21 protein-coding genes are annotated in these 23,776 nt (G+C 49.7%); 13 read left to right on the top strand and 8 right to left on the bottom strand.

Annotated features, from left to right (window positions below):
* Positions 1 to 50: 50 nt before the first annotated feature.
* From EP073_RS04115 to EP073_RS04100, 4 genes are read right to left on the bottom strand one after another with little or no spacing between them, the layout of a single operon-like run.
* A complete protein-coding gene (locus tag EP073_RS04115) occupies positions 51 to 1,463 on the bottom strand; it encodes an efflux transporter outer membrane subunit (protein WP_128465907.1) in 1,413 nt (470 codons plus the stop codon).
* Positions 1,453 to 4,590 (bottom strand): efflux RND transporter permease subunit, encoded by a 3,138-nt coding sequence (locus EP073_RS04110; RefSeq protein ID WP_128465906.1) that lies wholly within the window; start codon positions 4,588 to 4,590, stop codon positions 1,453 to 1,455. Before EP073_RS04110 ends, EP073_RS04115 begins: the two co-directional genes overlap by 11 nt.
* A gap of 25 nt (positions 4,591 to 4,615) precedes the next feature.
* Positions 4,616 to 5,764, bottom strand: a complete 1,149-nt coding sequence (locus tag EP073_RS04105) for an efflux RND transporter periplasmic adaptor subunit (RefSeq protein ID WP_128465905.1) — start codon at positions 5,762 to 5,764, stop codon at positions 4,616 to 4,618.
* A 13-nt stretch (positions 5,765 to 5,777) separates the two neighbouring features.
* On the bottom strand, positions 5,778 to 6,359 hold the full coding sequence (locus tag EP073_RS04100) for a TetR/AcrR family transcriptional regulator (RefSeq protein WP_128465904.1): 582 nt from the start codon (positions 6,357 to 6,359) through the stop codon (positions 5,778 to 5,780).
* A gap of 222 nt (positions 6,360 to 6,581) precedes the next feature.
* On the opposite strand from EP073_RS04100, the gene EP073_RS04095 reads away from it, so the two are divergent.
* Positions 6,582 to 8,222, top strand: a complete 1,641-nt coding sequence (locus EP073_RS04095; protein WP_128465903.1) for a choice-of-anchor I family protein — start codon at positions 6,582 to 6,584, stop codon at positions 8,220 to 8,222.
* A gap of 190 nt (positions 8,223 to 8,412) precedes the next feature.
* Positions 8,413 to 11,322 carry a transporter substrate-binding domain-containing diguanylate cyclase gene (locus EP073_RS04090; RefSeq protein WP_164885265.1) on the top strand — a complete coding sequence of 970 codons (2,910 nt, stop codon included), beginning with the start codon at positions 8,413 to 8,415 and terminating at the stop codon, positions 11,320 to 11,322.
* A gap of 52 nt (positions 11,323 to 11,374) precedes the next feature.
* On the opposite strand, the gene EP073_RS04085 is transcribed toward EP073_RS04090, so the two are convergent.
* Positions 11,375 to 12,250: a hypothetical protein gene (locus tag EP073_RS04085; protein WP_128465901.1), complete on the bottom strand. Its 876-nt coding sequence runs from the start codon at positions 12,248 to 12,250 to the stop codon at positions 11,375 to 11,377.
* A gap of 339 nt (positions 12,251 to 12,589) precedes the next feature.
* Between EP073_RS04085 and EP073_RS04080 the strand changes: the two genes are divergently transcribed.
* Both EP073_RS04080 and EP073_RS04075 read left to right on the top strand, forming a co-directional pair.
* Positions 12,590 to 14,815: an NADP-dependent isocitrate dehydrogenase gene (locus EP073_RS04080; protein ID WP_128465900.1), complete on the top strand. Its 2,226-nt coding sequence runs from the start codon at positions 12,590 to 12,592 to the stop codon at positions 14,813 to 14,815.
* A 119-nt stretch (positions 14,816 to 14,934) separates the two neighbouring features.
* Positions 14,935 to 15,435, top strand: a complete 501-nt coding sequence (locus EP073_RS04075) for an RrF2 family transcriptional regulator (protein ID WP_128465899.1) — start codon at positions 14,935 to 14,937, stop codon at positions 15,433 to 15,435.
* A 36-nt stretch (positions 15,436 to 15,471) separates the two neighbouring features.
* On the opposite strand, the gene EP073_RS04070 is transcribed toward EP073_RS04075, so the two are convergent.
* Both EP073_RS04070 and EP073_RS04065 read right to left on the bottom strand, forming a co-directional pair.
* Positions 15,472 to 15,843 carry a pyridoxamine 5'-phosphate oxidase family protein gene (locus EP073_RS04070; protein WP_128465898.1) on the bottom strand — a complete coding sequence of 124 codons (372 nt, stop codon included), beginning with the start codon at positions 15,841 to 15,843 and terminating at the stop codon, positions 15,472 to 15,474.
* An 86-nt stretch (positions 15,844 to 15,929) separates the two neighbouring features.
* The gene (locus EP073_RS04065; protein ID WP_128465897.1) at positions 15,930 to 16,373 is read right to left on the bottom strand and encodes a winged helix-turn-helix transcriptional regulator; all 444 of its coding nucleotides are present in this window, start codon (positions 16,371 to 16,373) and stop codon (positions 15,930 to 15,932) included.
* A 116-nt stretch (positions 16,374 to 16,489) separates the two neighbouring features.
* Here EP073_RS04065 and EP073_RS04060 point away from each other — a divergent pair, with 116 nt between their 5' ends.
* From EP073_RS04060 to EP073_RS04025, 8 genes are all read left to right on the top strand, one after another.
* Positions 16,490 to 17,104: a flavodoxin family protein gene (locus tag EP073_RS04060; protein ID WP_128465896.1), complete on the top strand. Its 615-nt coding sequence runs from the start codon at positions 16,490 to 16,492 to the stop codon at positions 17,102 to 17,104.
* A gap of 286 nt (positions 17,105 to 17,390) precedes the next feature.
* Positions 17,391 to 18,404, top strand: a complete 1,014-nt coding sequence (gene citC / locus EP073_RS04055; RefSeq protein ID WP_128465895.1) for a [citrate (pro-3S)-lyase] ligase — start codon at positions 17,391 to 17,393, stop codon at positions 18,402 to 18,404.
* A gap of 13 nt (positions 18,405 to 18,417) precedes the next feature.
* On the top strand, positions 18,418 to 18,687 hold the full coding sequence (citD, locus tag EP073_RS04050; RefSeq protein ID WP_128465894.1) for a citrate lyase acyl carrier protein: 270 nt from the start codon (positions 18,418 to 18,420) through the stop codon (positions 18,685 to 18,687).
* Positions 18,684 to 19,160 carry a PPC domain-containing DNA-binding protein gene (locus EP073_RS04045; protein WP_128465893.1) on the top strand — a complete coding sequence of 159 codons (477 nt, stop codon included), beginning with the start codon at positions 18,684 to 18,686 and terminating at the stop codon, positions 19,158 to 19,160. Before citD ends, EP073_RS04045 begins: the two co-directional genes overlap by 4 nt.
* Entirely contained in the window at positions 19,153 to 20,076 is a 924-nt protein-coding gene (locus EP073_RS04040) for an HpcH/HpaI aldolase/citrate lyase family protein (protein WP_128465892.1), read from the top strand. The genes EP073_RS04045 and EP073_RS04040 overlap by 8 nt, the downstream gene beginning before the upstream one ends.
* Positions 20,063 to 21,601 (top strand): citrate lyase subunit alpha, encoded by a 1,539-nt coding sequence (gene citF / locus EP073_RS04035; protein ID WP_128465891.1) that lies wholly within the window; start codon positions 20,063 to 20,065, stop codon positions 21,599 to 21,601. The genes EP073_RS04040 and citF overlap by 14 nt, the downstream gene beginning before the upstream one ends.
* A complete protein-coding gene (locus EP073_RS04030) occupies positions 21,573 to 22,073 on the top strand; it encodes a citrate lyase holo-[acyl-carrier protein] synthase (protein WP_128465890.1) in 501 nt (166 codons plus the stop codon). Before citF ends, EP073_RS04030 begins: the two co-directional genes overlap by 29 nt.
* Positions 22,012 to 22,839 carry a triphosphoribosyl-dephospho-CoA synthase gene (locus tag EP073_RS04025; RefSeq protein WP_128465889.1) on the top strand — a complete coding sequence of 276 codons (828 nt, stop codon included), beginning with the start codon at positions 22,012 to 22,014 and terminating at the stop codon, positions 22,837 to 22,839. Before EP073_RS04030 ends, EP073_RS04025 begins: the two co-directional genes overlap by 62 nt.
* Here the strand turns inward: EP073_RS04025 and EP073_RS04020 are convergent.
* Positions 22,811 to 23,278, bottom strand: coding sequence for a hypothetical protein (locus EP073_RS04020; RefSeq protein WP_128465888.1), 468 nt, complete (start codon positions 23,276 to 23,278; stop codon positions 22,811 to 22,813). The genes EP073_RS04025 and EP073_RS04020 overlap by 29 nt on opposite strands.
* A gap of 187 nt (positions 23,279 to 23,465) precedes the next feature.
* Between EP073_RS04020 and EP073_RS04015 the strand changes: the two genes are divergently transcribed.
* Entirely contained in the window at positions 23,466 to 23,768 is a 303-nt protein-coding gene (locus EP073_RS04015) for a c-type cytochrome (protein ID WP_128465887.1), read from the top strand.
* Positions 23,769 to 23,776: the final 8 nt, after the last annotated feature.

Raw genomic sequence — 23,776 nt, 5'->3', positions numbered from 1 at the left:
AAAAATCCCCGCGCGGCACATATGTCCGCACGGGGTCTTGGTGAGAGAACTTATATCTGTCCGCCGCCCAGAACCTTGTAAAGGGTGACGAGATTGTTTAAATACTGCTGTCTCACAGAGATTACTCCCTGCTCCGCAGCGAAAAGCGAGCGGTGGGCGTCCAGCACCTCAAGGTAGCTTGACACACCGTATTTGTAACGCTGATCGGCAAGCTCATAAACCCTGCGGGTCGATTCCGCAAGCGATTTCTGCGCCTCAAGCTGCTCTGTGAAGGTTCCCTTGGCGGCAAGCTGATCCGCAACCTCACGGAATGCGGTCTGAATAGCTTTTTCATATTCCGCCGCAGCTATCTTCTGACTCACTTTCGCAACCTCCAGATTAGCCTTGTTGCGTCCGGCATTGAAGATCGGAATGTTTATATTCGGCGCGAAAGACCAAGCAAGACCGGAACCTGAGCTGAAAAGATCATCAAGCCCGCTGCTTGCGAGCCCTGCGGAGGCTGTCAGCGTGATGGACGGAAAGAAGGCAGCCCTTGCAGCCCCTATGTCGGCGTTAGCCGCTTTGAGAGAGTGCTCCGCGCCTTTTATATCCGGTCTGTTCAACAGGGTTTCCGAAGGCACGCCTGCGGGCAGAGCCCTAAGAGCAGTCACCTCATCAGGCAGGCTTGCCTGAAGGGCGGATTCGTCTATGTCGATTCCGGCAAGGAGCGTAAGGGCATTCAAGTCCTGCGCTGTGAGCCTTGTGTACTGAACCTTGCTTATTCTGGCGTTTTCCACCGCTGTCGCAGCCTGCTCAAGTTCAAGCCTCGTGGCGCTGCCCAGCTCATATGTCTTTTTTATGAGTTCGTATGATTCCTTCTGAGTTCTCAGGGTTTCCTCGGCCAGTCTCAGCATTTCCTTATCACCCAGATAGGTTATATAAGCGTTAGCCACTTCGGAGATGAGGGTTATCTGCGCCGAGTTTCTCGCCTCTTCCGTTGCGAAGTAGCTTTCGAGGGCTCTCTCGCTGAGGCTTCTCACTCTGCCGAAGAAGTCAAGCTCATAAGCGGCAATGCCTATGCCCACGCTGTAACTTGACGCCGTGTACGCGCTGCCCGTTGTGCTTGCGTTTTCAGGCACACGCTGGCGGGTAAACGCGCCTGTGGCATTCACATCCGGCAGAAGGTTTGAGCGCTGAATGCGGTAAGCCGCTCTGGCGGATTCTATGTTAAGGGCCGCCACACGGAGATCCCTGTTGTTTTCCAGAGCCTTTTCGATAAGCGCTCTGAGCTCCGGAGCGAGGAAAAAATCCTTCCACGCAATCTCCGCAACATTCGCAGTTCCGTTGTCCGCCTCTGCGTAAGCCGCACCCGAAGGGAACGACGCCGCAACGGGGGAAGCGGGCTTTTCATAGGCGGGAATCATTGAGCATCCTGCCATGATTACTGATACGGCAGCAGCCGTGATTATACTTTTACTTACCATTCTTAGTCTCCTTAGCGTCAGCATCTGTGCGTTTTCCGAACTGCTTCATTATAACAATAAAAAACATCGGAACAAACAGTATGGCAAGGAATGTGGCGGAGGTCATACCGCCGATAACGCCTATACCTATGGCGTTCTGGCTGGCTGAGCCCGCGCCGTTTGATATGGCAAGGGGAGTAACGCCGAGTATGAACGCCAGTGAAGTCATAAGGATCGGTCTGAGCCTCTGCTCTGAGGCTATCATAGCGGACCGGAGCAGCCCGTAGCCGCTGTCGTGGAGGTCTTTTGCGAACTCAACGATCAGGATGGCGTTTTTCGATGCCAGACCGATTGTGGTAAGCATACCCACCTGAAAATAAACGTCATTGGCAAGTCCGGCGGAGAGTGTCGCCGCGACGGTTCCCACAATACCAAGAGGCACTATGAGCATGACGGCAAAGGGTACAGACCAGCTTTCGTACAGCGCCGCAAGAGACAGGAACACGATGAGAAGCGAAAGTCCGTAAAGAAGCCCTGTCTGGGCGCCCGCCGCACGCTCTTCATATGATATTCCCGTCCACTCAAGGCTGATGCCCGTGGGAAGCTGCCCTGCGTATTCCTCCATGATCTGCATAGCCTCACCGGAGCTTATCCCCGAAGCGGGAGCACCCATGATCTCCTGAGATGAAGCACCGTTGTAGCGCTCAAGCTTCGGCGATCCGTATTCCCATTCCGCAGTCGCAAAAGAAGAAAAGGGAACCATATCGCCATTGCTGTTCTTTACGTACCATTTATATATATCCTCAGGCAGCATCCTGTACTCTGCGTCACCCTGAATGTACACTTTTTTGATACGCTGTTCGTGGAGGAAGTCGTTTATGTATGACGAACCCCAAGCTGTTTTCAGAGTGTTGTTTATATCGCTGATGGAAACGCCGAGTGCGCTTGCCTTTTCATGATCCACATGGATCTTGAACTGAGGCACATCGTCAAAGCCGTTGGGGCGCACGCCCACAAGCCTTTTATCCTGCCCCGCCATGCCGAGAAGCTGGTTTCTCGCATTCACAAGCGCCTCATGCCCCAGACCGCCTCTGTCAAGAAGCTGAAGATCGAAGCCTGTAGCGTTGCCCAGTGCGATAATTGGGGGCGGATAGAATGCGAACACAAAAGCGTCTTTTATGGAGGAGAGGTTCACCATGGCTCTCTGCGCCACTGCAAACACCTTCTGATGCTCTTCTGTCCTCTCTTCCCAGTCCTTAAGACGAACGAAGCCCATTGCGGTGTTGGAGCCGCGTCCGGCAAAGCTGAAGCCCGTAACTGTGAATATACTCGCCACAGTTTCCTGCTCCTGTTCAAGGAAGTATTTCTCAACCTTCTTCACGCTCTCAAGGGTTCTTTCCTGAGTGGCTCCGGGAGGTGTGGAAACCTGTACGAACATCATACCCTGATCCTCATCGGGAAGGAATGATGTTGGTATTTTGGTGAACATATAACCGAGACCGGCAATGATCACCACATAAATAATGAAAAACCTGAATGCTCTTGCCGCCACATATCCGACACTTGTTCTGTAAGCGGTTCTGCTGCGGTTGAACATGCGGTTGAACCAGCCGAAGAAGCCTGTCATGTGCTCCTTGTGCCCTTTTTCCACAGGTTTGAGCATTGACGCGCAAAGGGAAGGTGTAAGCACTAGGGCGACAACAACCGAAAGCACCATCGCCGAAACTATCGTAATGGAGAACTGGCGGTATATGGCTCCTGTTGATCCCTTGAAGAACGCCATGGGGACGAAAACCGCAGAAAGAACAAGGGCTATACCCACAAGGGCGCCTGTGATCTGGTTCATTGATTTCCTTGTGGCGTCCTTGGGAGAAAGACCTTCCTCGCTCATAACCCTTTCAACGTTTTCCACAACAACTATGGCATCATCCACAAGAAGACCGATGGCGAGAATCATAGCAAACATCGTAAGAACGTTGATGGTGAAACCGAACGCCGAAAGTATTCCGAACGTACCCAAAAGAACAACGGGAACGGCTATCGTGGGGATCAGCGTTGCCCTGAAGTTCTGAAGAAACAGATACATGATGAGGAACACCAGCACAATCGCTTCGAGAAGGGTTTTCACAACCTCTTCGATAGATATTTTCACGAAAGGGGTAGTGTCATAAGGGTAGACGACTTCCATACCCTCCGGCATAAACTCCTCAAGTTCAGCGACCTTTGCCTTAACACTGTTTGCGGTTTCAAGGGCATTCGCACCTGTGGCGAGACTCACCGCCATGCCCGCGGCAGGCTTACCCATATAGCGGGACACGAAGTCATAATTCTGAACGCCGAGCTCAATCCTTGCCACATCCTTCAGGCGGATCTGCGAACCGTCGGTGTTTACTTTAAGAAAGATGTTTTCAAAATCCTCAACAGTTTTAAGCCTTGACTGAGCGGTGATTGTAGCATTGATCTGCTGACCGTCCACAGCGGGGTTACCGCCGAGCTGCCCTGCGGAAACATCCGCGTTCTGCGCACTGACAGCGCTTATAATTTCATCGGTGTTCAGATTATAGCTGTTAAGCTTGTCAGGGTTTAGCCATATGCGCATGGAGAAGGGCTGACCGAAAACCTGAAGCGAACCCACGCCGAGAACCCTGCTGAGCGGGTCTGCCATGTTTGAGCTTATGTAGTCGCCAATCTGGTTCTGGGTCATGGAGCCGTCTTTAGAGTAAAGACCCACAACCATGAGAAAGCTGTTGTTCGATTTTTCGACCGTAACACCGAGCTGCTGAACCTCCTGCGGAAGGGAGGACATTGCGGACTGAATCTTGTTCTGAGTCTGTACCTGCGCAATATCCGGATTTGCTTCCGGTTCAAACGTCAGTGTAATCTCAACGTTACCCGTTCCGTCACTGGTGGACGCGAAGTAACGAAGATAGTCAATACCCACAAGCTTCTGCTCTATAACCTGAGTAACGCTGTTTTCCAGCGTTTCCGCTGATGCGCCCGGATAGCTTGCGTTGATCGTCACCGTGGGAGGGGCGATCTGCGGATACTGCTCCACAGGAAGGGTCTCAATGGCGAGAACTCCCGCAAGCATTATTATGATGGCAATCACCCATGCGAAAATGGGACGATCTATGAAGAAATTTGACATATTATATCATCCTGATGTTTTGCGCCTATTCGGCTTTCTGTTCAACCGGGTTTACTTTTGCGCCGGGGGCTATTTTCTGAAGACCTTCAACAACAACTCTGTCGCCGGACTGAAGACCGGAGCTGACAAGCCATTTATTGCCCAAAGCGTCTGAAACCTGAACAGGACGGGGGTTAACTGTGTTTTCAGCGTCAACCGCCCAAACTATCACGCTGCCGTCGGCGTTTCTCACCGCAGCCTGCTGAGGAATGAGAATAGCGGCATCGTCCTTCGCCTGCCCGACACTTGCCTTAACAAAAAGCCCGGGAAGAAGCTCCCTTTCGGGGTTGGGGAAAAGAACACGGAGCTGAACCATTCCTGTCGTCTCATCCACAGTAACATCCGAGAACTGCATGACACCTTTATGTCCGTATGGCTTGTTGCCTATGAGAAGCTCAACCTCTGCGCTTGAGCCCAGTGTTCCATCCTCCGTAACCATCCGGCGGAGCTTCATTACTGCCTCCGCTGACTGACTTACGTCGACATATATGCTGTCAAGCTGCTGAACCCTCGCAAGGGCGTTTGCCTGATTAGCCGTAACAAGAGCGCCCTCCGTCACGGACGATTTGCCGATATGCCCGGATATAGGGGAAAAAACCTTGGTGTAATCGAGATTAATTTTTGCTGTGGCAACAGCCGCCTTGGCTGCCGCAACCGATGCCTTTGCCTGCGCCAGAGCGGTAACAGCGTCATCATACTCCTGTGAGCTGACACCGCCCACTTTTACAAGCTCGGTGTATCTCTCAGCTTTGGGAGCTGCGGACTGGAGACTCGCCTCAGCCCTCATCAGCTCCGCCTGAGCGCTGTCATAAGCCGCCTGAAAAGGAGCGGAGTCTATCTGATAAAGCTGCTGTCCGGCACTTACACTGCCGCCCTCTTTAAAAAGTCTTTTAATTATGATTCCCGAAACCTGCGGGCGTATCTCCGCCACTCTCACTGCTGAGGTGCGTCCGGGCAGTTCTTTTGTAAAGATAACCGACTCCGTCTTCACCGTATAAACAGTGACCTCTGCGGGCGGTCTTTCCCCCCCGCCCTGCGGCTGGGCTGCGGTAGCGCTGCTTCCGCTTTTCCATATAACCAAACCAATAACAACCGCAGCAGCTAAACCTGCGAAAACCAATAACTTTGAATTCATACAATATCCCTTCCTATGTGATTATCAGCCGTTTTATCAGCTTCAACATTTCCTCTTTCGCGTTCTGAAAGTCGGTTTTCTCCGCATTTCTGAACCCGTAGGAACCGAATGTGCCTATGACCATTCCTGCGAACGTGTTCGCAAGAATATACGGATCTACATCTACGAACTCTCCTGTCTCAATACCTGCTCTGAAAATAACTGCCAGAGGCTCTATCAGCAGATAGTGAGTCTCCTTTGCATCCTCCTCAACTGTGCGGTGCGAATCCAGAAAGCCGAAATACAGGCATACCTCATCGCTGACATCGAAAAAACTCTCGAAAAGATCCAAAAGCATTTCAGACGGTTTCTTACCGCTTTTAAATATTCCCTCTATTCCCTTTGTTATGGGAGATACCATCTCCGCATGTACATATTCCATAAGGCTCTCCTTGTTCTCGAAGTAATTATAAAGCGAGCCCTTGGAAACACCGGATCTTTTAGCCACCTCGTCCATGGTGATTCCGGCGTTTTCCTTAATCAGTTCTATAACAGTTTTGACAATCCTATCTTTAAAAAGGTTGTCCAAAACTTCTTTTCTTTTTTTAAGGTTCATCAGGTCTCCTTTGTGACCATTTAGTCAGATAATGACTAAGCAGTCAAATTACGACTGAGCAGTCATACTGTCAAGGCTTTTATGGATAATAATTGTAAATAAACGTTAAGAAAATGTTACTAATGTTACTGTAGAGAGCTCTGCCTGTTATTTGTATTTTGCGTAACAAATTGCTCACATCCAAATGAAAAGATTTATCAATTATTTTTTCAGGAGGAAGCAATGCACCACATACTCACTGTTTTGTTATTTTCACTGACAATTGCCTCATGCTCAGGCAGTTCAGACAGCAAAACCACAACTCCTCCGGCGGAAGAAGAGCCGGAAGAGCAGCTTGCAGAAGGTTTCGGGCTGACACTGACAAGAATCAGCAGCTATTCAACAGGAATCTATGATGAATCTGCTGCGGAAATCGCAACCTTTGATCCCGCAAGCAAAAGACTCTTTTTTGTAAACGCTAACGCGGGTCTGGTTGAAATAATCGACTTTTCCGACCCTTCGGCTCCGGTTAAAATCGACTCCATAGATGTTGCGGAAGGTGACGGAGAAGTCAACAGCATAGACGTCTACAACGGTGTTGTGGCAGCAGCAGTTCAGGCAGGCAATAAGACAGGCAGCGGACGGGTGGTTTTCATGAATGTGTCCGGTGAGGTTCTGAACACTGTGAGAGTCGGCTCCCTTCCCGATATGATCACCTTCACTCCGGACGGAAAATATGTTCTCACTGCAAATGAAGGTGAACCTAACGAAGGCTACACAATTGACCCCGACGGCACGGTTTCAATCATCAATATATCCGGCGGCATAGCAAACGCAGCAGAAGAACGTGTGGGATTCACCGAGTCAGACATTCAGGGCTCAATCCCCGTAAGAATAAAAGCGGGCACAACATTCGCAAAGGATGCGGAACCCGAATATATAGCGGTAAGCAAAGATTCAAAATATGCCTACGTAACCCTTCAGGAAAACAACGCCATGGCTAAGATAAACATAGCAAAAGGCGAGGTTGAGTTCGTTAAAGGACTCGGCTTCAAAGACCACTCGGTCGAAGGAAACGGAATGGATGCCAGAAGCCGTGACGACAATGCTGAAACAGCCACTCTTCCCGTTTTCGGCATGTATATGCCTGACTCCGTATCGGCTTACGAAATAGACGGGAAAACATATCTTGTAACGGCGAACGAAGGTGATTCCAGAGATGACTGGTACCCCGAAGACGAACCGGAAACAAGCCAGATAAGAGATCTGCCCTACCCCCTGAGCGCAACGGCTTTCACAGCAGACCAGCTCACGGCATTCGCGGATGACGACTGGTACAGAAGACTTGAGGTATCCTCCGTTGACGGCATAGAAAACGGTGAATATACCAAGCTTTACACCTACGGCGCTCGTTCCTTCTCCATATGGGATGAAAACCTTGAGCAGGTTTTCGACAGCGGCGATGATTTTGAAACACGCCTCATAGCGCTTGCGGCGGAGGACGGAACAACCGTTTTCAACGCATCCAGCACAAACAACAGTCTGGACTCACGCTCAAACAAGAAAGGTCCCGAGCCCGAAGGAGCCGAAATCGCCGTGATCGGCGGTAAAACCATAGCCTTCATAGGGCTTGAGCGCGCCGGCGGCATAATGGCGTATGAAGTCACAAACCCCACAGCGCCCCGTCACCTTACTTATGTTCAGAACAGAAACTATATAGCAACCGGCGATATTGACGAAGACAACTTTGAAGCCGAAGGCGACCTCGCGCCCGAAGGGCTGATTTACATTTCCAAAAAAGACAGCCCAAGCGGGAAAGCCCTGCTTGTTGTCTGCAATGAAACAAGCGGAACCGTAACAACCTACGAAATAAACGCTGAGTAAGCCCCGCAAGGCAGAAGCAAAGAGCGCGTGCATCAAATTGGTGCGCGCGTTTTTTTATTTAATTTCAGCAAAAACGAAAACTTTTCTTAAAATCTTTGATTAATTGTTTTATACGTATTAAAATATCATAAAACAAATGTTCTTATCTGACCGTTACGTAATGGAAGACATCCCGGAGAAGCCTTATACAATGAGCCGCGCACTATACAAACTCGCGATCGTCTTTCTGCTTTTATTGCTGTCGGTGCCCGTTTACGCATCCGGCGAACTGTTTACAGAGGAAGAACAGGCATATATTAACGCTAAGAAAGTTATCACCGTGGGCGTTGTTGACAGCAACGAACCCTACACTTATTTCAGAAACGGAAACATCAAGGGCTATTCAATCGACTTCATGAACATGATTCAGGAGGTCAGCGGTCTTAAGATTCACTATAAAATGGGGAACTGGACAAACATTTACCACGCCTTTCTCAACGGTGAGCTGGACGCTATCAATGAAATTTCCTACACGCCCGAACGGGAAAAGTTCATCATATTCAGCGATCCTTACCACATCCGCAGAACGGTGGTTTTTGTCCGCAGCGATTCCGGCATCAGAACCGCAGATAACATAACAAGCCTCAAAGGGCGCAAAGTCGGCTACATAAAGGACATTTTCTACGCCGGCACACTCCGCGGTCATAACCTGAGCCTCACGGAGTTCAACAATAACGTCGATATGATAAAATCCCTAGCCTTCGGCTGGATAGACGCAGTGTTCGTCAGCGAGCTGGGAGGCAGGTTTATAGCAAGGGAAAACACTTTCTCCAATATAATATCAGTGGGAAACCTCAAAGTAGACGGTCTGAAGGAAGAGGATCTGCGGATCGGCGTGCTCAAAAATAATCCGCTTCTGGCGGGAGTCATAAACAAATCGATCAGCGCATTGCCGGAACCGCGGAAGGAGGAGCTTGAAAAACTCTGGTCTATATATAACGGACAGGTTTTCAGCGCGGCGGAAAGCATCGAACTTACCCCTGCGGAGGAAGCCTTCATACGCTCCCGTCCGTCTGTATCTGTGGGAATGCTGCCCGATTTTTATCCTTTCAGCTTTGCGTCAAATGATGAAATTATGGGCTACACCGACTCGCTCCTGAAAATAATCAGCCGCCGCACCGGACTTGACTTTACATATAATATCAAGCCTTGGTCGGCAATTCTCAGCGATTTCAGAAACGAAACCACGGACATGATCGCCGATATATCGCTCACAGCGGAAAGAAAGCCTTACACGCTTTTCACCGATGAATACGCCCGCATCCCCAGCTATGTTTTTGTAAGAGACGACTTCGGCAAATACACAGGTGTGCAGTCACTCAGGGGAAAAACTGTCGGAATAACAAAAGATATATTTTTCAAAGATTTAATAGATAAAAACAAGTTGAGGAACCTTCAGGAATACTCTTCAAGGGATGAAATGCTGAAGGATCTCTCTTTCGGCAGGCTTGACGCCGTCATAACCTCTCTGAACTCAGGCAGCAGCATGATCAAAAAATATGCCCTGCTGAATGTAACAATCGGAGGAGAGTTCAACCCTGACGGAAAAACAGTGGAAGACCTCCGCTTCGGAATCAGCCCCGCCCTGCCCGAGCTCCATTCCATCGTTACAAAAGCCCTCCTCAGCGTGAGTCAGGAGGAGAGAATACTCCTTGAGAACCAGTGGCTTGTGCCGCAGCTTAATGAAATGAGAAAACCCACCCTCTCCTTCACTGATGAGGAGAAGGAATACCTGAAAAATAAAAAAATCATCCGCATGTGCGTTGACCCCGACTGGATGCCCTTTGAAAAAATTGAGGACGGCAAGGTGCACTCCGGTATGGCAGCGGACTTTATAAAACTCATGCAGAAGAACTCCGGTATCCAGATTCATCTCGCACCCACGGACACTTGGGCGGAATCGCTGAAAATGGCGGAGAACAGAGAGTGCGACATACTCTCCCTCGCCATGCGCACACCGGAAAGGCTGAAGTATTTCAGCTTTACAACACCTTACATAATAATTCCCACAGTGATAGCGACTTCGATCAATGATCCGTTCATAGACAATATTGAGGACGTGCTGGACAAAAGCTTCGCAACCGTGAAGGGTTACTCCATAAACGAAATTCTCCGTAACAAATATCCCAAGATAAAGCTTGTGGAGCTGGACAGCGATACGGAAAGCATAGCTCTCCTTCAAAAAGGCGAAGTCTACGGCGCTATCGGAACCATGGCGGGCATAGGCTACCAGATAAAGCAGCAGAAGATAGTTGACATCAAAATATCGGGCAGGCTTAATCAGGACTGGGAGCTGGGAATCGCCGCCAGAAACGACGAACCCCTTCTGGTGCGTATATTCCAGAAGCTTGTGGACTCCATAAGTGAGGAAGACAAAAACGCCATTACCGGAAAATGGATGAGCATCCGCTATGATCAGGGATTTGACTACCGTCTGTTCTGGAAGATCATGGGAGTGTTCGCATTTCTCGCCGCAGTGATAGCCTACTGGTCGCACAAGCTTAAGAAGCTGAACAAGGAACTGCACGCAGCCAATATCCGCCTTCAGGAGCTCAGCGACAAGGACAGTCTTACCGGACTCTACAATAGAAGATTCTTCGCGGTCAGCAGCCAGCAGGCGTTCAATATATGCCAGAGAAGCGGCATACGCTTTTCCGTTGCCATTATAGACATAGACCACTTCAAAAAGGTCAACGACACTTTCGGGCATCTGTTCGGTGATAAAGGTCTTCAGGAAATGGCAAATACTCTCATACGCCACTTCCAGAGGCAGACAGACGCCTGCTCACGCTTCGGCGGCGAGGAGTTTGCGGTATTCATCACCAACACAGGCGAAGACACTCTGACAACCCGCATAGAAAACATACGCAGGGAAATGGAGAAAAAGGTCATAGAGATGGAGAACATGCGGACGACACTGACAATCAGCGCCGGAGTGTACTCCGCCGTCCCCTCTCAGGAGGATACACTGGACGATGCGCTTAAAAGAGCGGACGACGCGCTTTATAAAGCAAAGAACGAAGGACGCAACCGGACTGTGGTCTGGAGGGAGGACGCATAGTCTTTCGCAAAAATTATCCCCTGTCCTGCTCTTACGGAAGCAGTCTCATTTCTCAGGCCAAAATATTAACCGATTTATGGAACAGGCTTCCGAAATCATTTATATTTTTCTCGAATGACTCATTATATAGCATCATATAATCTGCAATCTTGTCTTTATAACGCTCCGCCATGAGTTCATCTGTAAGTTCCGCATTCGCATCAGCAGAACTATATAAAGAAACGGCGGAATACAAATAAGAATCCACAGAATCTTCATTCAACGCCCTCGTGAGATTCATAAGAGCCTCCGGTTTTATATCTGAAAGCTTTCTAGGAGCAGAATCCGGCTGATTCACATAAGTTAATGCCTGAGACGAAGCATTAGATAAATCTAAGGAATATCCCTTAAGCATTTCCGCAAACGGGTGGTTTGCTGTAAGCTCCGCCCTGAATTCCTCATTGCGGGAGACGGAACCGTCTTCATTCTTTGTAAAATATTCGCTCCAGAATTCACCATCGGTCATGCTGCGGTCACGTGCCAGAAAGTAAAGATCCACATCCTCGCTGTTGATCTCCGCCAGAATATCAGTATCCGTGACACCCAAGGCACGCCCTGTGTTCACAAGCATTCCCCAGCGAAAATCATCAAGCTCTTCCAGACTGTCAGGCTTACGGACGGTCTTGCCAAGCTCAGTCATGCGTTCAATAATCTGCTCGGCGGCGTCAGCATTGGGGTGCTCAGCCTCCTCCCCGCTGCGTATCCCGTTCAGGGCAACTTCGGAAATCTTCTGAATCTCCTTCGCCATCCTTTTCGCCAAGCCGGAAAACTGCACAGTATCCCCTTCCGCGGCTTTCTGTCCGACCTCATCGGCCTTTACACCCGCCGGTTTCACCTGCGGAGCGCTGCCAGCCTGCCACAAATTTGTTTCGGACATTTTGATATACATAGAATATTCCTGAAAGCTTTCTGATGATATTTATTATCGGCAGAAAAACCGTGATCTTTAGTGCTGCCGGCGTGATAAATAAAGAACAGAAGCTCATTTTCTGTCGATATATGTTTTATAATGAGCAAAAGCGCACCAGCCGCACCTGACAGCACAGGCATTTTCAAAAATAAATGATGTTATAACATTGCGGAAGCTAATATTGATTGACAATCGGCACGCTTTATTATAACTGTATACAGTATACAGTTGAGAATAAAAAATACCGTTATAATAATTGAACCGCAGGATGAAACAGCGGTCATTGAGATAGCAAAATATTACCATCAAGGAGAGAATATGTCTAACAAAACCATTATCTGGACCGAGATTGACGAAGCACCCGCACTGGCGACCTATTCGCTGCTCCCCGTTGTTCAGGCTTTCACAAAAGGCACGGGCATTTCCGTTGAAACCAGAGATATTTCGCTTTCAGGACGCATCATAGCAAACTTTCCCGACTATCTCACAGAAGAGCAGAGAATCCCCGATTTCCTTACTCAGCTCGGCGAACTCTCCCTCAAGCCCGAAGCAAACATTATCAAACTTCCCAACATCAGCGCATCTATCCCCCAGCTTCAGGAAGCGATTGCTGAGCTTCAGGAGAAAGGATACAAGATACCCGATTACCCCGAAGATCCCAAAACCGACGCGGAAAAAGAGCTCAGAACGAGATTCGCGAAAGTTCTCGGCAGCGCCGTTAACCCCGTTCTCCGTGAAGGCAACTCCGACAGGAGAGCGGCAGCGGCTGTTAAGGAACATGCTAAAAAACACCCTCACAGAATGATGAAGCCTTGGGCTGCCGGTTCCAAAACCCGTGTTGCCTTCATGTCCAGCGGCGACTTTTACGGCAGCGAGAAATCAGTCACTGTTCCCGCTGCGACAAATGTTAAAATAGAATTCGTCGGCAAGGACGGCAGCACAAAAGTCCTTAAAGAAAAAACAGCTCTTCTCGCAGGCGAAGTTATAGACACATCAGTGATGAATGTCGCTTCTCTCCGCAAGTTCTACGCTGAGCAGATAGAAGCCGCCAAAAAAGAAGGCGTGCTCCTCTCTCTCCACCTCAAAGCAACAATGATGAAGGTCTCCGACCCCGTTATGTTCGGACACGCTGTTCAGGTTTACTACAAAGACGTATTCGCCAAGCACGGCGCAACCTTCAAGGAGATCGGCGTTAACACAAGCAACGGTCTCGGCGATGTTTACGTCAAAATAAACAAACTCCCCGCCGACAAAAAGGCTGAGATCGAAGCCGATATAATGGCTGTTTACAAAACCAACCCCGAACTCGCCATGGTGGACTCCGACAAAGGAATAACCAACCTCCATGTTCCCAACGACGTGATAGTCGATGCCTCCATGCCCGTTGTTGTGCGTGACGGCGGTCAGATGTGGGGACCCGACAACAAACTCCATGACACAATAGCCATGGTTCCCGACAGATGCTACGCAACCATGTATCAGGCTATCATAGAGGACTGCCAGAAAAACGGTCAGTTCAACCCCGCAACAATGGGCAGCGTTTCAAACGTAGGTCTTATGGCTCAGAAAGCTGAGGAATACGGCTCACACGATAAAACCTTCATAGTCGAAGCGGAAGGCACAGTCCGTGTTGTTGACGCAGACGGAAAAGTTCTCATGGAGCAGAAGGTTGAATCCGGTGACATCTTCAGGATGTGCCAAGCGAAAGACGCCCCCATTCAGGACTGGGTAAAGCTCGCTGTTTCAAGAGCAAAAGCAAGCGGCGCACCCGCTGTTTTCTGGCTTGACCCCGCAAGAGGGCACGATGCTCAGATCATCGAAAAAGTTAAAAAATACCTTAAAGACCACGACACAACAGGGCTTGACATACGCATCATGACTCCTGTTGAAGCTATAAACTTCTCTGTTGAAAGAATAAGAAAAGGGCTTGATACAATCTCCGTAACAGGCAACGTTCTCAGGGATTACCTCACAGACCTTTTCCCCATACTTGAACTCGGCACGTCAGCGAAAATGCTCTCCATCGTTCCCCTTATGAACGGCGGCGGTCTTTTTGAGACAGGCGCAGGCGGTTCAGCGCCCAAGCACGTTGAGCAGTTCCTTAAAGAAGGTCACCTGAGATGGGACTCCCTCGGCGAATTCTGCGCCCTTGTCGCCTCACTTGAGCATATGGCGACAGTCTTCAACGATGATACGGCAACTCTCCTCGCTGAAACCCTTGATCAGGCTGTTGGCAAAGTGCTTGAAAACGGCAAGTCTCCCTCCCGCAAGGTAAAAGAGCTCGACAACAGAGGCAGCCACTTCTACCTCGCTCTCTACTGGGCACAGGCTCTCGCTGAACAGACAAAATGCAAGGATACAGCAGCCAAGTTTGCTCCCGTTGCCAAAGCTCTTGCCGAAAACGAAGCAAAAATAGTTGCTGAACTCAACTCGGCAGAAGGCAGACCCGCAGACATAGGCGGCTACTACAGACCCGTATTTGAGAAAGCTGTGAAAGAGATGCGCGCCAGCGCCGCCTTCAACGCGATTATCGACGCTATGTAATTAATATTGCTGGTGAAATAGATTTTAAGGCGGCGTCCGTTTAAGCGGGCGCCGTTTTTTTGTTTTAAGAGTGATGATTTTATACTAAATTATATAAAACAATACCCAAGGAGGGATGCTTGCAGTTTTCAAAAGGTGTGGAATACGCTCTGCACTCTCTGCTCCAAATGCTTAATGCCCCCGCCGGAAAATCTGTCGGGATAAAAGAGCTTGCCGTGTTTCAGGGAATATCCGAGACCTATCTCTCCAAAATTTTTACCAAGCTGCGCAAGACAGGGATAGTAAAGGCTGCACCCGGAGTAAACGGAGGGTATGAGCTCGCCGTCGCACCGGAAAAAATAACCTTCTGGGATGTAATCGAAGCGGTGGAAGGTTCTTCCGATATGTTCCAGTGCATAGAGATCAGACAAAACACAGCCACACTGGATAAAGAGAACCTGCCTGATTCATATACAAAATGCCCCTGCCTGATAAAAACCGTTATGCTTGATGCAGAAGAGCAGATGCGAAAACACCTTCGGAGCAAAACTATAGGCTGGCTGCGGGACGAAGTGCGCAGAAAGATACCCGCCGAACAGGCGGAAGCCGCAAAGGAATGGTTCAGAAGCAAAAAAAGATAAATCGGAGCAGCCGCCCGCTCCGATCATCAGCGGATGTCAGACAGTCTGCTTCAGTTCACTGACACTTATTTCAAGAACTCTGTTAAGGAAAGGAAATTTTCCTTTCATCATATCAAATTCGGCACCGCTTTCAAAAAAGCGCGCTGTGCCGTCAATACGGAATCCCGTACCCATCGCATAAAGACCCTGAACACTCTTACTGCCCAGAGTGAGCTTCACTCTGCCGTTCACAGCAAGATCACTCTCCACACTCAGCATGCCTGCCGCAGGAATCAGCAGTCTGCCGTCCTCAGTGACATTAACATATGAGTTCCACGTATTTACTATGTGCGGTTCATCAATCCCCCACGACACGATTGATACCACACCCTCATTTTTGAGAACACTCAGAAAAGTTTCATTCAGCATTTTTTCCTCACCTTTTACGGATATTATAGATATTTATTATCTGCAATAAGGTTAGATCTATTTATTCGGAAGATCAAGAACTATTCTTAAGATGCTCCCTGCTTGCGGTCTGATTCGATCACCGCCGTATCCTGAAGAGAAGTGTTCGGCTGCTCATACTCCGGTGAACAGAAAAAGCCCCGTCCGCCGAGATACTCTTCGTACTCCGCACCCCAGTCCTTCATCATCATGAGGATAGGAATCAGCTTGGAGCCGATTTCCGTCAGACGGTATTCAACCTTCGGAGGGATCTGGTTATAGACCTCACGGCTTATAAGCCCGTCGTTTTCAAGTTCCCGAAGCTGTTTACTGAGCATCCTTTCAGTTATTTCAGGCATGCTTTTTCGTATCTCGCCGAAGCGCATGACAGGCTCAACGGCAAGCCTGTACAGGATGAGCGCCTTCCATTTTCCGGAAAGCACGCCTACAGTCAGTTCAAAATAGCATCTGTATAATTTACCGTCCAATTCCTTAGTTTTACATATTTTCATTGAGCACCTTATGCTATACTTTCTGTAAGTACATGAATAAAAATACAGTACTTGTCAGAAACATATTACTCCTATATTTTCTTTCATCAAGACTAAAAAAGAGGACGGTATTCATAATGTACGCACTCGCAATATGCGGAAGCCCCCGCAAAAACGGCAATACAACCCTTATCCTCAACACTGTCCTTGACACTCTCAAGGAAAAAGGATGGGAAACCGAGCTTGAAACTGTAGGCGGAAAAGAGATAAAAGGCTGTACAGCCTGCGGAGCCTGTTTCAAAAGAGCTGACGGAACCTGCATCATCAATGATGCCTTTAATCCCATATTCGCCAAGATGATGAAGGCGGACGCTGTCATAATCGGCTCGCCTACATACTTTGCCGATGTGACCGCCGAAACCAAGGCGCTCATCGACCGCACAGGCTTCGTTGCCATGGCAAACGGAAACGCGCTTAAAGGCAAAATAGGCGCTGGGGTCTCCGCAGTGAGACGCGGCGGCGCCACGCACACAGTGGACACGATAAACCACCTTTTCATGATCTCAAGGATGATAATCCCCGGCTCAACTTACTGGAACATGGTTTACGGTCTCCACAAAGGTGACGCGGCAAATGATAAGGAAGGGCTGGCGAACATGACCCATATAGCAGAAGTCATCGACTGGCTGGGCAGAGCGGTAAAGCCTCACATGGCATCCTTCCCCGACGCGGTGACAGAGAAAGAGGGGTAGCGTCGGCTTAATAATCTCAAACTGCAAATCCTGTCAGTTGGACGTGGGCGCTTGCGCCTTGCAAAGCAAGGCTTCGCGGATGAAGTGAAGCAGTCTCCTGCGGAATAAGACTTAATTTTTGAGTTTATAATCACTCAGCGCCGCCCCTTTGACGGGGCGGTTTCCAGCATCCTAATCCATTTACCCGATACCTTGGATAAGAAAAATCTATAATTCTATTATTGCCCCATTGCCCTGAAAACAAAACAATGCTATATAGATTTTGGAAAATACCATAAGGTAGGACATGCACAGCTATATCACAGGCGAAGCACAGATCCGCGAAGCAGTGACCCTGCTTAGAGACGCAGGGCTCGATTATGACCCTGTCCATGAAGTTTTCATGGGAATTTACGAAGACGAGCACCTCATTGCCGCAGGCGCCAGAGACCATAACATTCTGAAAATGGTCGCGGTAAACGAGGAATATCAGAGCACAGGCGCATTCTCCGAAATCATAAACGCACTCATAACAGACGCATTTCAGGCAGGCTATGATCACCTCTTCGTATTCACCAAGCCTATGTACACCTTCCATTTTGAGAGCCTTAACTTCACCCTGTTATGCACAACGGATAAGGTCGCTGTTCTGGAATTCGGCAAAAGCATAAAAAATTATCTGCACAATCTGCGCAATCTCGCCCGCTACGGCAGAAACTCCGGTCTCGTAATGAACTGCAACCCCTTCACGAAAGGGCACAGACACCTCATCGAAACAGCCGCCTCCGAGTCGGACTTTGTTTACGTTTTCGTGGTGCAGGAGGATAAGTCAGTCGTCCCCTATCAGGACAGACTCGACCTTGTCCGACGCGGCACCGCCGATTTGAAAAATGTCTACGTCATCCCCTCCGGCGATTACGCCGTAAGCCGGATAACCTTCCCCTCATATTTCCTCAAAAACAAGGAACAGGTAACAAAACAGCAGATAGAAACGGATCTGCGCATTTTCGGACAGCATTTCGCACCGGCATTTAATATAATAAAAAGATACGTGGGCGAAGAACCCGTATGCGACTTCACCTCACTTTACAACGAAGCGATGAAGCGCATCATGCCCGAATACGGCATAAAGCTTGTAGAGATAACAAGAAAAAGCTCCGGAGAAACGCTGATCAGCGCTTCCACGGTGCGCAGGCTGCTTTTTGACAGCAAATACGACGAAATGAAAAACCTTGTTCCTGAGGCGACATATGAGTACCTTGTGAAAAACAGGGACATGCTGAAGGAAAGATTTGATAAATTCTCCAAAAGCTCAAAATAAAGGACGGACGAAAATGAAAATATCCAAGAGAGCTCAGGCGGGAACCATGCAGTCAAGCGATCTGATGGTTTTTGCCGAACCGGCGGATGAACTCGTGATAGAGATAGACTCCACCGTGGCGAAGCAGTACGAGCACCTGATCAGAGCTAAAATCACAGAAGTTGTTGAACGTATGAACGTGACCTCCGGCATTCTCCGCATCAAGGACAGGGGCGCTCTGGACTACGCCATAATCGCGCGTGTCGAAGCTGTTATAAACCGGGCAAAGGAGCAAAGCTCATGAAATCCGTTTGGTACAAAGAGGCTAAACTGCTGCGCACATTCATTATCAAGATTCAGCAGGGTGAGGAGCTGGTTGGAAACCTCGCCGCCGCAGTGAAGGAGATCGGCATAGACCATGCGGTGATAGTTTCCGCCGTCGGTTCGGTGACTGATGTTAAGTTCCGCGGTATAAAAGCCGGAGCCAAGCTCCCCATAACAGTTCCGAGAATGACAGTGCACACGGTGGAAGGTCCCCTTGAGCTTCTGGGACTGAACGGAAACTTCTTCCCTGATGCTTCGGGCAAACCCGACTGCCACCTGCACATTCAGATGTCGAAATCATCCGGTGAGGTTATAGGCGGCCACCTTTTCTCAGCAACGGTTTTCGCCTCCTGCGAGATAATGATCTCCGAACTCCACACAGAAGGCATAGAACGCCACTACTCCAAAACAGGCGGAACAGCCACAATATTTATTGAGGAAGAACATGAGTAATGCCGCAGCCTTAAGAAGAACACTGCTTTATGTTCCGGGCAACATGCCGTCCATGCTCCAGAACATACCCATATTCAACTGTGACTGCGTTTTCATAGACCTTGAAGACGCTGTGCCCCTAAACGAAAAAGACGCTGCGAGGCTCCTTGTGCGCAGTTTTCTTGAGAATTATAAAGAGAGAAACAAAGAGATTTTTTACCGCATAAACCCTCTGGACACGGAATGGGGCTTTGACGATCTCAGAACCGTCCTTCCTGCCCTGCCGGACGGAGTGCGCCTGCCCAAGGCGGACACTCCGGAGATAGTGGAAAGGCTCGATACTTTCCTCACAGAGTGCGAGGAAAACTTCGGAATAGAGCTCGGAACCTTCAAAATAATCCCCTCTATCGAAAGCGCTCAGGGGGTAATTAACTGCATAAAAATAGCCAAATGCTCCTCAAGGGTAATAGCCCTTGCCTTCGGCGCTGAGGACTACACGGCTAGCATGGGAATAGAAAGAAGCAAGACAGGCGAGGAGCTCTTCCACGCCAGAACCCGTGTTGTCTGGGCTGCGAAGGCAGCGGGCATTCAGGCTATTGATACAATCTTCCCTGATGTTAACGATGAGGAGAGCTTCGAGAATGAAGTCCGTCTAAGCAAAAAACTGGGCTTCACGGGGAAATCACTGGTGAACCCCCGTCAGATAGACATAGTGCACAAGGTTTTTGCTCCCACGAAGGAGGAGATCGACTTCGCCCTTGAAGTGATAGAGGCGATCCTCAAGGCAAGGGAGATGGGAACAGGCGTTATCTCGCTCAAAGGAAAAATGATCGACGCGCCCATAGTGAAGCGTTCATCAAACGTGCTGAAGACCGCCGCGTCTTTGGGTCTTATAGACTATGAAATTTCAGACGAGGTGATCTATGGCGCTAAATAGTCTCGGCAGATTTGTCCCCGAGGTTTTCAACGGGATAAAGCGCACGCCCTACAATTCCGCCGCCCTGCTCACCCCGGGAGGGCTTGAGTATGCCCGCCCGGTCAAGATCGTGCGCCCCGGGGAGAAAAAGCTTCTCAGCGGCCTTCGTGAGGCGATAATAGCCTCCGGTCTTAAGGACGGCATGACCATAGCAACCCACCACCACCTGAGAAACGGTGACAACATCCTCAATCAGGTAGTGAAAGAGATAGACGCGCTGGGCATACGCAATATAACAATCGCCTCAAGCTCTGTTCATCCCGTGCATGCGGAGATCATCCCTTACATAAAAAAGGGTGTGATAACAAGCCTTGAATGCGGCGTAAACGGACCCGTGGGCGAAGCCGCCTCCAAGGGTGAGCTGGACTGCCCCATAATAGTCCGCAGCCACGGCGGACGGGCAAGATCCATGATGACAGGGGAAGTCGTCGTGGATGTCGCTTTCATAGGCGCTCCCTGCTGCGATGAATACGGCAACATGAACGGATACTTCGGTCCTTCCGCCTGCGGAAGCCTCGGTTATTCCCATGTTGACGCACGCTACGCAAAAACCGTCGTCGCAGTCACAGACAATCTTGTCCCCTACCCCGTATGTCCGGTGAGCATACCTCAGACCTGCGTTGACTTCGTGGTTCAGGTTGAAAGCTTGGGCGATCCGAAAAAAATAGTCTCCACAACAACAAGAGTCACCAAAGACCCCATAGGGCTCATGATAGCAAAATACGCAGCGGAAGTGATCAGAGCTTCCGGACTGCTTAAGAACGGATTCTCATTCCAGACCGGCGCCGGGGGAACATCCCTCGCCGTTGCGGACAATGTGCGCCGCATGATGCTTGAGGAGAAGATAAGGGGTTCCTTCGGCTCCGGCGGCATCACAGGCTATTTCGTGGACATGCTTGAGGAAGGGCTGTTTGAAACTCTTCTTGATGTGCAGTGCTTCGACCTCAGAGCTGTTGAATCGATCAGCAAAAACATGTGCCATCAGGAAATAAGCGCAGACACCTACGCCAACCCCTTCAACTGCGGTGCTGTGGTGAACAGGCTCGACGCGGTCATCCTCGGCGCGACGGAAGTGGACGTTGATTTCAACGTAAACGTGAACACGGAGTCAAACGGCTATCTCCTCCACAACACAGGCGGACACACTGACACAGCGGCAGGCGCCAAGCTTGCGATCATTGTGGCTCCGTCCATAAGGGGACGCCTGCCGATCATCCTCGATAAGGTAACTACCGTCACCACGCCCGGCGAAAACATAGACGTAATAGTCACTGAGCGGGGCATAGCGGTGAACAGCAAGCATGAAGACCTTAAAAAAGAGCTGATAAAGGCGAAAATTCCCGTTAAGGACATACATGAGCTGCGCAAAGAAATAACGCAGATAACAGGCGTGCCCAGACCCGTGGAATTTACCGATGATATAATCGCCCTTGTGGAATACAGAGACGGAAGCATAATTGACACGGTCAGAAGAGTTAAGGAATAAGCTCCTCGAAGCACGGGACGCCAGATGGAGCCTTATCACCGGACTTGAAAGCGGTGAAGGTTCCCTGATTGTCATCTCCTCCAATATGCCCGGAGAAGACAAAGCCAAGGCGGATGGGCTGGTGTCATGGGCGGCGACAGAGCTTAAAAAGCTCATCAGCGCTGAAACGCTCCAAACAGCGCAGGATGCGGCAGGCAGAGCGGTTTTCATGAAGACGCTCCTGAACCCCGCTGACGCCAAAAAAGCAGGGGTATGCTTGGAAGAGCTTCACCCATTCTGCCGCCTGCTGGACATAGATGTTTACAGCGGCACAACAGCATTCGGGCGGAAGGAAGCGGGACTCGGCAGAAGAAAGTGTCTGCTGTGCGGCGCAAGCGCCGCTGACTGCATCAGAACGGAGAAACACACCCATGCGGAAGCTGTCAGCGCCGCTGAAAAACTCCTCAGCGGCTTTCATAACAAAAATTTCTGACTGCCTCACGGCGGGCCCCAAGGCAGAGCTTGATCTCACTCCGAAGCCCGGGCTTGTGGACAGGCTTGACAGCGGTTCCCATGAGGATCTTTCCTATGCGGGCATGCTTCTTTCCGTATCTCTCCTTCCCCAGTATTATAAAGAGCTTGCGGAAGCCGCACTGAGCGGTGCGGATATATCCGTACTGCGTTCGATCGGCATTGAGGCAGAGAGACGCATGCTCGGGGTATGCGGAAGCAACGCCCACAAGGGCTACATTTTCCTCAGCGGTCTTGTGCTGCTGGCCTCGCTCAGAGGGGATGACCTCCGCAGTGAGATAAAAGAAATATCAGAAGGGTTCTTCATATCCGCCCTGCCCGAATCCAACGGTGAAACCGCTCGCAGGAAATACGGCACAGGCGGAATAATCAGTGAATGTCTGAACGGACTGCCGTCCGTGTTTGAGCATGCCCTCCCCGCCATGGAGAGAGAGTACGGTATAAACGGATGCTGCTGTCGGGCAAGGTTCGCGGGGCTTGCCGAGCTTATGCGGACAGCGGAGGACACCACTGCCCTGCACAGATGCGGTCAGGAAGGGCTTGAAATAATCAGGGCGGACGGAGCACAGCTCGCCGGACTGCTTAAAACAGACTCCCACACCCAGTGGCTTAAGGAAAGAAACGAATATTACAAATCAATAAGGCTCACAATGGGCGGCGCGGCCGACCTTCTGGCGACCGGCTGCGCGGTTATGCTTTTTAACGGCTCTGTTTCAGAGTTCCTGTGAGCTTTTTAAGAATAGAAAAGGTGTCCCTGCCTGTCGCAGCGAGCCAGTAGTTCCCTTTGCCGTCTGGAAAATAATAGTTGTCCATCCCCATTCCTGTGACATAAGCTACATCAAAACCGTCGGTCTTCATCCTCATCAGGTTTCGGAATGCCTGACTGGTGGGCATTTTATCATCCATCAGCTTAAAAAGGCTTTTTGCCTCATTCTTTGTTTTTGAGAAAGAAGCCCAGATAATCACAGGGTCACCGCCGCACTTGTATTCAGCAACATATGAGCTCTCAAACTCAATATCCCTGCCGTGCAGACGGGCAATATCCCTTGCTGCGTCTTTTCCTGTTTTGACCGATACGGTCTCACAGCCGGGGAGTGCGGGCGCCGCGGCGAATACGCTGATTGCGGTAAGTGTAAAAACGACGGCAAAAATAATCTTTAACCTCATAACAGCTCTCCTTGTTTTCATTTAAGTACGACCGACAGGGGAAAAGTTCACAAATTCCGTTATAAACCGATTCTCATTATGTTTATCAGAGCGCCGCAGTCCCTGTAAAAATTGAAAATCCTATTTGATTTCACACCTTTTAAGTGTAGAATTAAATCAGTACTTTCTTTTCATAAGAGGTGGAAAAATGAGAAAAACACTTTTAGCATCCGCATTTATCGCAACAACCTTCGTATTTGCATTCGCAGCGTCCGACGGCGCGGCACTTTACAATAAGTGTAAAGCGTGTCACGGGGCGGACGGCTCCAAGGTTCCCGCCGGAGCAAAAACGGCAGTGAAGGGACAGAGCGCCGCAGACCTTGAGAAAAAGCTCACAGGGTATAAAGACGGTTCCTTCGGCGGAGAAAAGAAAGCTACCATGCAGAGAATGGCAGCTAATCTTTCACCGGAAGATATTAAAGCTCTCGCTCAGTATATGTCCGGACTGTAACACAAACT

The sequence above is a fragment of the Geovibrio thiophilus genome (assembly GCF_004087915.1).
GTDB classification, from domain to species: Bacteria; Chrysiogenota; Deferribacteres; order Deferribacterales; family Geovibrionaceae; genus Geovibrio; species Geovibrio thiophilus.
This window is presented reverse-complemented; position numbering and strand designations above follow the sequence as displayed.

Excerpts from the sequence above, each read along its gene's own strand:
- EP073_RS04115 (WP_128465907.1), bottom strand. The coding sequence starts at position 1,463 with ATGGTAAGTAAAAGTATAATCACGGCTGCTGCCGTATCAGTAATCATG.
- EP073_RS04110 (WP_128465906.1), bottom strand. The coding sequence starts at position 4,590 with ATGTCAAATTTCTTCATAGATCGTCCCATTTTCGCATGGGTGATTGCC.
- EP073_RS04105 (WP_128465905.1), bottom strand. The coding sequence starts at position 5,764 with ATGAATTCAAAGTTATTGGTTTTCGCAGGTTTAGCTGCTGCGGTTGTT.
- EP073_RS04100 (WP_128465904.1), bottom strand. The coding sequence starts at position 6,359 with ATGAACCTTAAAAAAAGAAAAGAAGTTTTGGACAACCTTTTTAAAGAT.
- EP073_RS04095 (WP_128465903.1), top strand. The coding sequence starts at position 6,582 with ATGCACCACATACTCACTGTTTTGTTATTTTCACTGACAATTGCCTCA.
- EP073_RS04090 (WP_164885265.1), top strand. The coding sequence starts at position 8,413 with ATGAGCCGCGCACTATACAAACTCGCGATCGTCTTTCTGCTTTTATTG.
- EP073_RS04085 (WP_128465901.1), bottom strand. The coding sequence starts at position 12,250 with ATGTATATCAAAATGTCCGAAACAAATTTGTGGCAGGCTGGCAGCGCT.
- EP073_RS04080 (WP_128465900.1), top strand. The coding sequence starts at position 12,590 with ATGTCTAACAAAACCATTATCTGGACCGAGATTGACGAAGCACCCGCA.
- EP073_RS04070 (WP_128465898.1), bottom strand. The coding sequence starts at position 15,843 with ATGCTGAATGAAACTTTTCTGAGTGTTCTCAAAAATGAGGGTGTGGTA.
- EP073_RS04065 (WP_128465897.1), bottom strand. The coding sequence starts at position 16,373 with ATGAAAATATGTAAAACTAAGGAATTGGACGGTAAATTATACAGATGC.
- EP073_RS04060 (WP_128465896.1), top strand. The coding sequence starts at position 16,490 with ATGTACGCACTCGCAATATGCGGAAGCCCCCGCAAAAACGGCAATACA.
- citC (WP_128465895.1), top strand. The coding sequence starts at position 17,391 with ATGCACAGCTATATCACAGGCGAAGCACAGATCCGCGAAGCAGTGACC.
- citD (WP_128465894.1), top strand. The coding sequence starts at position 18,418 with ATGAAAATATCCAAGAGAGCTCAGGCGGGAACCATGCAGTCAAGCGAT.
- EP073_RS04045 (WP_128465893.1), top strand. The coding sequence starts at position 18,684 with ATGAAATCCGTTTGGTACAAAGAGGCTAAACTGCTGCGCACATTCATT.
- EP073_RS04040 (WP_128465892.1), top strand. The coding sequence starts at position 19,153 with ATGAGTAATGCCGCAGCCTTAAGAAGAACACTGCTTTATGTTCCGGGC.
- citF (WP_128465891.1), top strand. The coding sequence starts at position 20,063 with ATGGCGCTAAATAGTCTCGGCAGATTTGTCCCCGAGGTTTTCAACGGG.
- EP073_RS04025 (WP_128465889.1), top strand. The coding sequence starts at position 22,012 with ATGCGGAAGCTGTCAGCGCCGCTGAAAAACTCCTCAGCGGCTTTCATA.
- EP073_RS04020 (WP_128465888.1), bottom strand. The coding sequence starts at position 23,278 with ATGAGGTTAAAGATTATTTTTGCCGTCGTTTTTACACTTACCGCAATC.
- EP073_RS04015 (WP_128465887.1), top strand. The coding sequence starts at position 23,466 with ATGAGAAAAACACTTTTAGCATCCGCATTTATCGCAACAACCTTCGTA.